Raw genomic sequence first — 11,522 nt, forward strand, 5'->3', positions numbered from 1 at the left:
CCCACCAGGACTCCGTCCTGGACCTGTCCGGTCGCCAGCCCCCTGGACCCCGGTTTGTTGCCGGATGATGAACAGTTACCGTTTTGAATGGGATGGCTGAATAGTTACAAATTGACATGGACTTTCTTGTGCGCAAATCCGTTTTGCTCATCTTATCGATACTTTGGCTGATTTCCTGGCCGATACCGATGGCGGCTGCCGAAAAAGGGCCGGCCCCGCGAACGACTCTTGACCGAACGACCCCCGACCGGGCAGTTCTCAACCCGAAAAAAAATGCCGAATTGGTCCCGGATCCACTGGTGGCGACAACTCCGCTTTGGAAATTGAAAGCGCCGCAGGTGGAACAGATTCGGTTGGTGATCGAGTTGCTGACCAAAGAGGCCGATGGCATTGCGGCGGATGTCACTCCGGAGAGCGGTGACGGGCAACGGCGGGCGGCCTTGCGCAAAAGGATTGAATTTCATACCACCGGTTCCAGAAAATCCAACCCCTGAAGCATTCCAAAAAATCCAGGACATTTTGACAGAACGGAACCGCGAGGCGGAAAACGCCTCCACAGCCCTGAAACAGGCGCAACAACTGTTGCAGGAAAATCCACAAAAAATATTACACGCCAAGGAAAGGTCCCAGGAGGCAGCCGACACCATTGGCAAAATGGCCAAATTGCTGGACAAGGCAGTCACCGGTGGCAAACCTGTCCATGATTTGCAGATGGGTAACGCGGAACTGGAACAAAGAACAGCCCAGGAGCAGATTGCCCGCTTGCAGGCCGAAGAGTTGTATGAAAAATTGGCCATGCCCCGTCGCGAAAAACAGGTCGAATTGGCCAGACTGATCCTGGGTCTGGAACAAAAGCGGTTCACTCTTTACCAGGAAGCCCTGGATCTGCATCTCGAACGGGATCGGCAGGAGAAAAATGCCGAACTCCAGAAAAAACTTCAGGCCGAAGAGTCGGCGCATACCCCGCAACAAAAATGGCTTACCCGTCTGGAAACAGAAAATCTCCAGGCACAACGCAACATTGCCGACTTGCAACAGGTGCGCTCCGGTATCGTGCGCGAAATATCGGAACAGGAAAAACGCTTGCAGGCGGAAAAATCCGAATTGGACAATCTGAAAACCCTTGTCCAGCAATACGGAACCCAGGGGCCGGCTGCCGATATGCTGAAAAGCTCCTATCGTCTGCTCAAACAACGGCGTCGGGATCTGGGGAATGCCATTCCATCGGTTTTGGAAAAACAACAGGAGAAAATCCAGGAACGACGCTTTGAAATTGCCACCCGTCTGACCTCACTCGATGACGAGTGGCACCGGGATCAGGCAATCCTGATGCACCGTGGATCGGAATTGCAACGCGCAGCATTCAGCCAACAAAGCCAGCTCCTGCTCGATGCCCTTCGGCATACCCTGACCGAAGAAAAACGCTTTGCCTTCGAAGTTTCGGTTGAATGGCAGCGTCTCGTGCTGCTGCCCCGCGAACGCCACAACATTCTTACTGAATTGGAAGCATTTGTTATTGCAAATGTTTTTTGGATACAGGATGCCGATCCTCTGGGTGGCAGATTGTTGCAGGCTGCTTTCACGGAAGTGGTGGCCACAGACAATCCGCGTGCCCTGCGTCAGGAGATGCAACGCATCGTGGATCCGGAAAACTGGCAGGGATTGCTTCTATTGCTCACCAACAAGGAAGGGTTTCTGTTCGCCGGGGTGGTGTTGATCTTGTTGCCTGGCGTTTTGTTTTATGGCCGGCATCGCTTGCGACAAAAATATCAGGCAGTGGCTTTGGAGCTGGCCAAGGACAAGCTTGAAAGCATGGATTGGCGTCCGTTTTTGCTCGGAGTCATGCAGGCCTCACTGGCACCGATCTGGTTGTTGGTGACAGTGCCCCTGCTGATCAATCTGGCCCAGCCCCCGGTTTATGGAGACCTGCTGGAAAGAGGAACGATCCATCTGGCCCTGCTGGTTTTTTTGTGGTCCCTGAAGGGACATTTTGTGGAAATGACCCATCATGCCCGGTTTGGCCTGGCAGTTCCAAAAGATCTCCTGCACACGTTGCAGACAGCCATGCAGATGAGTTTGTGGGCCGCTCTTTTTTTCTGGCTGCCCTGGGTAATCCTGGATGGCTCTCCCTTCGCTTTTCGGGTCTTGCCACGAATATTTTTTACGCTGTTTGAAATGGCCCTGGCCCTGGCCTTTTATTTATTGGTTCGACCTGCATCGCCTTTGATTCGATATTTGCTGGCAAAGGTCGGCGATGCGGATCAGACCCTGCAAAAAAAATATTTGATTTTGCGGCACCCGTGGCTGGCCTGGATCTGGTTGATGCTTTTGACGGTTGTCATGGGTCTGGATGTGGCCGGCTATCGCTTCGGTGCGGCGCATTTGGCCCGGAATGGTGTGTTGACGCTGCTGACAATGTTGATTCTCATGGGAATGAGTCGCGTCCTGGACCAGATCCTGGACCGCTGGGGAAACAACCGCCAATCCATGGAAGGAAGCACCGCAACAAACCTGCAAAATTCCAGTCTGCCTGGCAACCTGCGCCACTTCATACACCTGTTCCTGATCTTGACCGGTCTGTTTCTGCTGGCCACCTATTGGGGCGTGAACGAACAGGCCCTGACCGCATTGAGTCGAATCAATCTGTACAGCGTCACCGGCATTGAAGGAAAAATTGAATTTGTCACCGTGGCCGATCTGGTGCGTTTTGTCCTGGCTCTCTTTCTGACCTTCTGGTTGTTGGCCAACCTGCCGGGTCTGTTGCATCTGATGATATTTTCCCGCTGGCAGGTGGCTGAAGGGTCGCAATATGCCGTGGTGACGATCACCCGCTATTCGCTGTTTTTGATTGGCGTCATGACGGCAGTCTCCTGGCTGCGTCTGGATCCAAGCCGGGTTGGCTGGCTGGTGGCCATGGGTGTTGGTCTGGGATTTGGTTTGCAGGAGATTGTGGCCAATTTTGTCAGTGGCATCATTCTTCTTGTGGAACGGCCCATTCGGGTCAGGGATTGGGTCACCGTGGGAGATGTGACCGGAACAGTCACCCAGATCAATATTCGCGCCACCCGGGTACAAAATCGTGATCACCAGGAAATATTGATTCCCAATCGGGAGCTCATCACCCGGCAAGTGACCAACTGGACCCTCTCCAATACCAACATTCGCCTGGTCATTCCCATTGGTGTGGCCTATGGCTCAAATGTCGAAAAGGTCCGCCAGATTCTCCTCGACCTGGCCCGGCAGCAGCCGGAAATCATGGCAACACCACCGCCCGAGGTGTTGTTCCGGAGCCATGCAGACAGTTCGCTGAACTTTGAACTATGGGTGTTTCTCTCGCTGCCGGATCTGTTGCCCAACATGCAGGACCGCCTCAATACCCTGATCAACGCGGCATTTTCCCGGGAAGGAATTGTCATTCCCTTCCCGCAGAGGGAGATTCTCGTGCGAACCTGCACCACCTGCCCTGGCACCGGATCGACGAAAAGCATATGATAACTCCTGGTTTTTTTTGATTGCAACCAGGTATCAGATATTTAATCCCTGCGCCCGGCCCAACGATCCTCCACCATGCTTTCGACCACCAGGGCACGCGCTGCCGGATCCTGGCTGTTGGCGTTGCGGAAAAAGGTTTGGGTTTCCTGAATCTGGCGGGTGGAAAATTTGCCATCCTTGCTGTACATGTTGGGATATTTTTTCAAGGCCTTGGTCAGGGAACGCCGCTCTTCCTGGTTGTCTACGCCCAGGAGGGTGACCAACTGTTCCGGGGGATGGGCGGTGATCCAGGTCAGGACCCGGCGCAAGACAGCTACCAGACGTTTGATCTTCTCAGGTTCGCGCTTGACCGTATCCGGGCGACAGGCCAGGGCAGCGTGCAAAAAATTGCCGCCGGGCAGTCGCCGGGTGGTGGCAGGATCCGCCAGATTGACCAGAAAAAACACCTTTCCTTCGTCCTGGAGACGCGAGGCAAAAGGCTCATCACCCATGATGGCATCGACTTTGTGGCTGATGATTGCCGTGGATTGTTCTTGCCAACTTTGACCGGCGGGGACAATCTTGACATCCTGCAAATCCAGACCATCGTTTTTGAGGATCAGTTCAGCCAACTGTTGGGAAGTGGTTTTACTGACCACGGAGCTGGAATTGACGCCGACCACATGGCCTCTGAGATCAGCCGGAGTCCGAATGATACCAGCCAGATCAGAATGAACCATCAGGACAAAAAGGGGGTCATCATTCACCGCCGCCAACGTGACAATCTCGCCACCACGTGCCTTGAGGGATAAATGGGCTGGCATGCCGGCAACAGCACAATCGCTTGTCCCGTTGGCCATCTGCTGGAGTGCCACGCCACCACCACCTGTATACGTGAGAATCACTTCCAGCCCCTCGGCGCGGTCCGCACCGAGGGGTACGATCAAATCCACGGGCAGATAGGAAAGATTGCGTGGCCCCGGAACACTGATTTTAATGGGTATGCGGGTGACCTCATCAGCCTGGGCCAACGAGAGCCACAGGCAAAAGTTCAACAATCCGCATATGATATGAATAATTATCCGGATTGCGACAGAGGTATGAACTGACTCCGAAAAACCATTCATGATCCGAGGCATGGACTTTCCCCTTTTTTTGCTGGACCACATTCTCCGCCGACCACTGTGGATCGTACACCTGCCTTCTCTCCCAGGGACAGTATCTTTTTTCAAAAATTTTGGGGTGTTTCAATTGACATCGACACGGGTCAATGGTGACCATGAGTGTCACAAACCCGGCATTCGTTTCCCGGGAGTATATATCAGACAGCAGACGCAAAGAGGGTTTATCGTGTCGATTCATGTTTAATAACAATATTTTTCATATCAATCAATCCAGAATAACTATTATGGCACGTCATTTGCTTAATTATTGGCATGCGGACGCGGTAAACCCGGTTGCACACCCCGAGAATCACTTGTGACCCAATTCGTTGGACAAAAAAGTTCAGGCACTGTGTGACGGGATTATGCGCTTTCCGACTCTGAAAAAAGAGAGAAAGAGTTTCCTTGCAAAAGAGCGGTGATCCTTGTTGCACCTTTCGTGAAAAACACCTCCTTGTATCGACACTGAATTTTCGGATCAGGATGTGTGCAACGGGATCACCCGCACTCCCCCCTCTCCCCTCCTCCGCCCCGTAAAAATACTCTCGACTTCTCCTTCCCCTCGTTTCCTGACATGCTAAACTTCTGCCGAGGTACGGCAGAACAGGATCGGTGCTGCCGGCTGCACGGCTGGTTGACGTCGCCTGCAATGTGCCATCCGGATTGCGGCTGACAAAAGGGACAAGGGCTTGTTTCATGAACAGAAAAGAACGACGAGCAGCCGGCAAACAAAATCGCCGGGCAGGCAAAGACAAGGAGCCTGTCACGGCCATATCCGCCAGAACGCTCTCCTGGTGTAACGCCCGGTTTGCCGAGGCCCTGGACCACCATCAAACCGGTCAATGGCCGGCTGCCGAGGCACTTTATCGACAAATCCTCGCCATCTTGCCAAACCATGCCGATACCCTCCATCTGCTCGGTGTGCTGCACCATCAGACTGGGCACCACAAAGAAGCCGTGCAAAGCATCTTGCAGGCCATCGCTCTGGTTCCGGACCATGCCGAGGCCCACAACAATCTGGGCAATGTCTACCGGCATCTGGGACAGATGGATGCTGCGGAAGCCAGCTTTCGGCAGGCCTTGCGCTGGATGCCGGAGTTTCCCGAAGCCTGGAACAATCTCGGTGGACTTTTGCAGGAGTTGAACCGTCAAGACGCCGCCGAAACCGCCTATCAGGAGGCACTGCGCGTGGCACCGGCGTATGCCGAAGCCTGTTTCAATTACGGCAATCTGCTGCGCGACCGGGACCGCCTGGCCGAGGCCGAGGCCGCCTATCGCGAAACCCTGCGCCTGCAACCGGGTTTTGCCGAAGCGTGGAACAATCTGGGCGGTCTGCTCAAGTCTCTCTTGCGCCATGCGGAGGCCGAATCTGCCTATCGCACCGCCTTGCGCCTGCGTCCCCAGGATGCCAAAACCCTCTATAATCTCGGGACCTTATTAAAGGAGATGCGCCATTTTGACGCCGCCGAAGGTGCCCTGCGGGAGGCCCTGCACCTGGAGCCGGAGCGTATCGAAGCCGTGCAAAATCTGGGTCTGCTCCTGCTGACCCGGGGAGATTTTGCCGCTGGTTGGCCGTTGTATGACCGTGCCTTTCATGGTGCGGGTCTGGCAGGATTGCCCTGGGCTGCCGGCCTGGCCATGCCACCCCTGTGGCAGGGGGAAAATCTCACCGGAAAATCCTTGCTGGTTGTCGGCGAACAGGGGTTGGGCGATGAAATTCAATTTTGTCGATACCTGCCCCTGCTCAAGGCTCAAGGAGTGCGCCACCTGACCCTGGTTTGCCAGGAGGCTGTAACCGGATTGCTGACCACCCTGGCCGGTGTGGATCAGATCGTCACGCCCAGTCAATGCCTGGCCCGGAAAGAGATTTTATCATCCCAGGATTTGGGCACTTTCCTGCTGGCCTTGCCACATCAGCTCGGCACCACTCTGGCCACCATTCCCGCAACAATTCCCTATCTGCACCCCCAACCCGACCGTTTGGCCCATTGGGCGGCCCGGCTTCCCCCAGGCCGACGCCGGGTCGGTCTGGTCTGGAAAGGAAGTCCCCTTCATGAACACGACGCGCACCGTTCCCTGCCGGATCTCGCCACACTGGCACCCCTCTGGCAAGTGGCCGATGTGGTGTTCATCAGCTTGCAGATGGCCGCTGATGGCGACGTGATCACCTCGACAGCTCCCGGGCAACCTTTGCCGGGTCCGGGAGGACGCCTTGCGGATTTTGCCGACACGGCAGCCATCGTGACGCTTCTGGACCTGGTGATCACGGTCGATACGGCAGTGGCCCACCTGTGTGGTGCCCTGGGACAACCCTGCTGGGTCTTGTTGTCCAGCATCGGCACGGATTGGCGCTGGCTGACACAACGCCCCGATTCCCCCTGGTATCCCAAAAGCATGCGGCTGTTCCGTCAGGAAGCCTGGCCTGATTGGTCCGGCGTCGTCGAACAACTGGTCGCCGCGTTAGAAACGTTGTCAGGCAATATACAACCAGGAGAGACGCATGGCAGAGCCTGACAAAATATCCAGCGCAAGACGCATGGCCCAAATACTGGCCGTCGGCACGCTCCTGCTGTTCGTCAAGTCGGTCTTCTTCGATTTCATCAACCTGGATGATCCACAATATATCGAAAACAATCCCCATGTCATATCTGGACTGACTCTGGAAGGAATTCGCTGGGCCTTTGCCCTGGACAACACCCAGGGTGGGTTCTGGATCCCCATGACCCATCTCTCCCTGATGCTTGATGTCACCCTGTTCGGCCACCATGCAGCAGGTTTCCATTTGGTCAATGTGCTGTTCCACATGGCCAATACACTGCTGTTGTTCCATCTTTTCCGTCGCCTGACCAATCGGTTTTGGGAAAGTGCCTGGGTGGCGACCTTGTTTGCTGTCCATCCCCAACATGTCGAAGCCGTCGCCTGGGTGGTGGAACGCAAAGAGGTTCTGGCGGCATTTTTCGGTTTGCTGGCCTTGTGGCAGTACATCCTGTATGTCGAAACGCGCCGGGCAACCCCCCTCCCCCCCTCCGGCTCCTGGTGGCACAACCCCCATTATCTCCTGATTTTCCCGTTGCTCATGTGCAGCCTCTGGTCCAAACCCATGTGGGTGACACTGCCCGGGGTGTTTCTTCTGCTTGACTGGTGGCCACTGGACCGCCAGAAACAGGCAACATGGTCACACCTGATACGAGAAAAAATTCCATTATTATTGCCGGTACTCCTGGCCGCCGGCATGGCCCTGTTGCGTACCGATGATCCGGACCTGAAACACTCCTGGGCTGTGTTACCCCTTTCCGCCCGGATTGGAAATTTTCTGATCTCCCTTGCCACCTATTTGCGACAAACCGTATGGCCGAGTGATCTATCCATTTTTTACCTGCACCCTTACCTGGAAAAGACCCCACCTGCCACCCTTGAATTGGCAGCCGGAACCGGTGTGATGGTGGTATTGACAGCCCTCGCCTTCATGACCCGACGGACCCGACCTTACCTGCTTGTGGGCTGGTTGTGGTTTCTGGGTGGTCTCGTACCGGTTTCCGGCCTGGCCCAATCAGGCAACCAGGGGATGGCTGATCGTTTTGTCTATTATCCCCATATGGGTCTGCTGATGGCCATGGTCTGGGGTGGGGCAGCCATGCTGCCGCAACAGCGTTTCTGGCGGCGCTCTCTGTTGGCCCTCGGCGTGGTGGCCACGTTCGCCCTGACCGTCGTAACCTGGCGGCAACTGGATACCTGGCTCAACTCCGGAACCGTCTGGAGTCACGCCGTGCGCATGAACCAGAACAACCACTATGCCCACGCCTTGCTGCACGGCTTCTACTCGAAGCAGAAAAATGTTCCTCCCTCGCACACCCACATTGACGCCGCCCTGCGCCTACGCCCGGATCATACGGATTACATTCTGCTAAAAGCCGTTGTTTTTCTTGAAGAAGGACGGGAGGACAAGTTCATTGAATGGGTCCACAAGGCCGAGCAGATAAAACCAAATTCGCCTAATATCATTGTAATGAGGGAGGTAATTTCTACCATTGGTGGCGACATGAAACGGGCCTATGATCGCTTGCACCTTCAGGATATTGCCGTGCCCCACCAGTGAGCGCAGGCATCTTCAGGACCTGATTGAGTGCCCCACAACAGGCATCTTCAGGACCTGATTGAGTGCCCCACAAGCAGAAATGAACACGATATCCAGATGGAAATCCATTCTGAAATCAGCCTGTTTCATGGACGGGAGCCGATGCAGACCAGGTGGGATCGTTTGTGCCTGGGGATTAAACAGTTTTCCAGTCTGATTTCATGCATGGGAGCCGATGCAGACCAGGTGGGGTCGTTTGTGCCTGGGATTGAACAAAGCACGCAGGCGTCCGTAGAGGCCAAACGGGTCCGCAGTCACATATTTCAGATTGAGTTCCAATACCCTGAGATTGACAAAGCCGTGGGCCGTCATGACCTCTCGCAGCGCGTCAGCATCCCAACGCCTTAAATGCTGCCATTTATGAAAAACAGCCCCACACTCGGGACAGAAGGTCGTGCTGTCAGCCAGATTTTCCTTGTTGGGAGTGGTGAGGACCACCTGACCGCCCGGCTTCAAGATCCGTTTGAATTCAGTCAGCATGGCGCTTAATTGTTCCGCCGTGACGTGTTCGATCACTTCGACAGCAATGACTACATCCATGCTGGCCGCAGCCAGGGAAGAAGGCAGCTCCCTGACCGCCGTGACCGACTGCAACTGGGGAGTTCCGGCAAAATCATGTTGCAGTTGCCGGATACTTTTTTCGGAAAAATCCAGGGCGTGATACCGGCAATCCAGCTTGCGGGCAATAACATGCCTGAACAGATTGCCCGGTCCACTGCCAAAATCGAGAATGGCACGCTTGTGCAGGGAAACGTGGCGTTGCAGTAAATTGAGCAGATGTCCCCCATGCGTCAGGGCAAAATATTGCTGATTGAAGGGTGCATGGCGGGCATAAAAATCCCACAGGCGAGCGGTGGTGTCGGCATCCCAGACCAGGTGATGTTCAAGGGGAGGCATCTGTTATAATTTCCTGAATGTCTTCAATCGCGATGCTCGTTTATCAAAAGTAACCGTGTGGCTGCATCCTGCCCACAGCACTTCCTCAGTGCAATGGACACGGATGAAATCCCGTGCCTGCCAGCTTTGAATGGAATCGTCCTTCAATAGAAACCGCAAGAGAACATTGGTATCCAATCCAATCAAGTGTTGTCTTCCACAGATGCGCAGACGGCTCCGACAATTGCCTGGTCAATCTCCTCAATGGATAGAACAGGCTGCCCAGGTCGGTGCATACTGCCAAACAAATCATCCAACTCCACTCTGACCGGCTGCACCCATACTCTGTTGTTCCCCTGCACCACAAAATTCACCTGGTCTCCAGGATGCAAACGCAACAATTCCCGGATCTTTTCCGGAATGGTAATCTGTCCATCCACAGTCAGGGTGGCAATACTCATGGTGTCCTCCCAGCCAAATACCGATAACGCACGGTGTCATGCTAAAGGATACACAGCAAAAGTTCCACAGCAATCCTTTCACCCCGGCAACGACTCCTGCATGATGGTCGCGAGGTTTCTTCCACAATGCCGACCCGTTTCATCCATGACAAAATGGCCAACCAATCTATGCGCTTTGCCCTGATCGTGACCAACCTGGCGGGTGGGGGTGCGGAAAAGGCGCTGCTCAACCTGGGAGCAGCCCTGGTGCGGCATGGACATCGCGTGCATATGGTCTTGCTGGAAGAGAAACGCGACCACGTCGTGCCGGCAGAGGTGACTCTATCGGTGCTGAGCAGGCCCGGCAAACGTCTCTCCAAGGGGTGGTGGGGTCGGCGATATGCGGCCTGGCTTCTGCGGAGACATTTCCAGCGTCTGGCCAAGGAAGACCCTTTTGATCTGGTGATTTCGACCCTCCCTTTTGCCGACGAAGTGACCATCCGGGCCGGCATTCCCCGCCATTGGTGCCGAATTGCCAATACCCTTTCGGCAGAGGTCGCCAAACTGGCACAACAGAATCCACGCAAGGCACTACGCCGCCTGCACCGTTACCGACGTCTTTATGGGTCCCGACCCTTGATCGCGGTCTCGGAGGGCGTGGCCGAAGATTTGCGTGGTGCCCTGGGACTCACCAGTGTGCGCATTGAACACATCTACAATGCCTTTGATTTTGCCGCCATGCGTGCGTTGAGTCGCGAACCGGTCCCGGGCTTGCCTGCCGAACCCTTTGTGCTGCATATCGGTCGTTTCAATCCGCAAAAGAGACATGACCTCTTGCTGGCAGCCTGGCAGCGGGTGACCAGCCATCATAAACTGTTGCTTATGACCCAACCCAACCCCCTCTTGCAGGCCCTCATTGCCGGACAAGGTCTGGCAGATCGGGTGCAAATCATTGGCTTTCAGAGCAATCCTTATCCCTGGATTGCGGCTGCCGATCTGCTGGTGCTGTGTTCCGACCATGAAGGAATGCCCAATGTCCTGGTGGAAAGTCTCGTTTGTGGCACCCCGGTGGTGGCCACGGATTGTCCTTCGGGTCCCCGGGAAATTCTGGGTCGCGATCTTCCGGAAGCCCTGGTTCCCATGAACAATCCCATGGCTCTGGCCCAAAAAGTGGAGCAGTTCCTGCACCGGCCTCCCGACCTGGAACAGGTGAATCTTTCTGCATATTCGAGTCAGATTGCCGTATTGTCCCACGAAAAACTGGCCATGACCGAAACGATGCGTATATAGTTTCCAGCATCCGCAACCGGAATGTGCCTGTTCGAACCAGGATGCCACTGGAATTTTGATTTATTTATTTTGTAACCATTCAGAACCCTCTTAAAAAAAGGATTTGACATGAAAGACTTTGTTGGGGCTCCGCCCCAAACCCCGCCA

8 protein-coding genes are annotated in these 11,522 nt (G+C 54.9%); 5 read left to right on the forward strand and 3 right to left on the reverse strand.

Annotation, left to right across the window (positions count from 1 at the left end):
• Positions 1 to 116: 116 nt before the first annotated feature.
• Together HQL65_18285 and HQL65_18290 are read left to right on the forward strand one after the other, a co-directional pair.
• Positions 117 to 494, forward strand: a complete 378-nt coding sequence (locus HQL65_18285) for a hypothetical protein (protein ID MBF0138185.1) — start codon at positions 117 to 119, stop codon at positions 492 to 494.
• 25 nt (positions 495 to 519) lie between these two features.
• Entirely contained in the window at positions 520 to 3,492 is a 2,973-nt protein-coding gene (locus HQL65_18290) for a mechanosensitive ion channel (GenBank protein MBF0138186.1), read from the forward strand.
• A gap of 41 nt (positions 3,493 to 3,533) precedes the next feature.
• On the opposite strand, the gene HQL65_18295 is transcribed toward HQL65_18290, so the two are convergent.
• A complete protein-coding gene (locus tag HQL65_18295) occupies positions 3,534 to 4,526 on the reverse strand; it encodes an ABC transporter substrate-binding protein (protein ID MBF0138187.1) in 993 nt (330 codons plus the stop codon).
• Between the two features lie 804 nt (positions 4,527 to 5,330).
• On the opposite strand from HQL65_18295, the gene HQL65_18300 reads away from it, so the two are divergent.
• Together HQL65_18300 and HQL65_18305 are read left to right on the forward strand one after the other, a co-directional pair.
• Positions 5,331 to 7,148: a tetratricopeptide repeat protein gene (locus HQL65_18300; GenBank protein MBF0138188.1), complete on the forward strand. Its 1,818-nt coding sequence runs from the start codon at positions 5,331 to 5,333 to the stop codon at positions 7,146 to 7,148.
• Positions 7,135 to 8,730, forward strand: coding sequence for a hypothetical protein (locus HQL65_18305; GenBank protein MBF0138189.1), 1,596 nt, complete (start codon positions 7,135 to 7,137; stop codon positions 8,728 to 8,730). The genes HQL65_18300 and HQL65_18305 overlap by 14 nt, the downstream gene beginning before the upstream one ends.
• 198 nt (positions 8,731 to 8,928) lie before the next feature.
• Here the strand turns inward: HQL65_18305 and HQL65_18310 are convergent, their stop codons facing one another.
• Together HQL65_18310 and HQL65_18315 are read right to left on the reverse strand one after the other, a co-directional pair.
• Complete coding sequence (locus HQL65_18310; protein ID MBF0138190.1) at positions 8,929 to 9,666, reverse strand: class I SAM-dependent methyltransferase; 738 nt, start codon at positions 9,664 to 9,666, stop codon at positions 8,929 to 8,931.
• A gap of 182 nt (positions 9,667 to 9,848) precedes the next feature.
• Positions 9,849 to 10,106, reverse strand: a complete 258-nt coding sequence (locus tag HQL65_18315; protein ID MBF0138191.1) for an AbrB/MazE/SpoVT family DNA-binding domain-containing protein — start codon at positions 10,104 to 10,106, stop codon at positions 9,849 to 9,851.
• A 126-nt stretch (positions 10,107 to 10,232) separates the two neighbouring features.
• On the opposite strand from HQL65_18315, the gene HQL65_18320 reads away from it, so the two are divergent.
• Positions 10,233 to 11,375 carry a glycosyltransferase gene (locus HQL65_18320; protein MBF0138192.1) on the forward strand — a complete coding sequence of 381 codons (1,143 nt, stop codon included), beginning with the start codon at positions 10,233 to 10,235 and terminating at the stop codon, positions 11,373 to 11,375.
• Positions 11,376 to 11,522: the final 147 nt, after the last annotated feature.

This window comes from Magnetococcales bacterium (assembly GCA_015228935.1).
Classification (GTDB): domain Bacteria; phylum Pseudomonadota; class Magnetococcia; order Magnetococcales; family DC0425bin3; genus HA3dbin3.

Bases quoted from the DNA above. Each gene is read 5' to 3' on its own strand.
- HQL65_18285 (MBF0138185.1), top strand. From the start codon at position 117: ATGGACTTTCTTGTGCGCAAATCCGTTTTGCTCATCTTATCGATACTT.
- HQL65_18300 (MBF0138188.1), top strand. From the start codon at position 5,331: ATGAACAGAAAAGAACGACGAGCAGCCGGCAAACAAAATCGCCGGGCA.
- HQL65_18305 (MBF0138189.1), top strand. From the start codon at position 7,135: ATGGCAGAGCCTGACAAAATATCCAGCGCAAGACGCATGGCCCAAATA.
- HQL65_18310 (MBF0138190.1), bottom strand. From the start codon at position 9,666: ATGCCTCCCCTTGAACATCACCTGGTCTGGGATGCCGACACCACCGCT.
- HQL65_18315 (MBF0138191.1), bottom strand. From the start codon at position 10,106: ATGAGTATTGCCACCCTGACTGTGGATGGACAGATTACCATTCCGGAA.
- HQL65_18320 (MBF0138192.1), top strand. From the start codon at position 10,233: ATGCCGACCCGTTTCATCCATGACAAAATGGCCAACCAATCTATGCGC.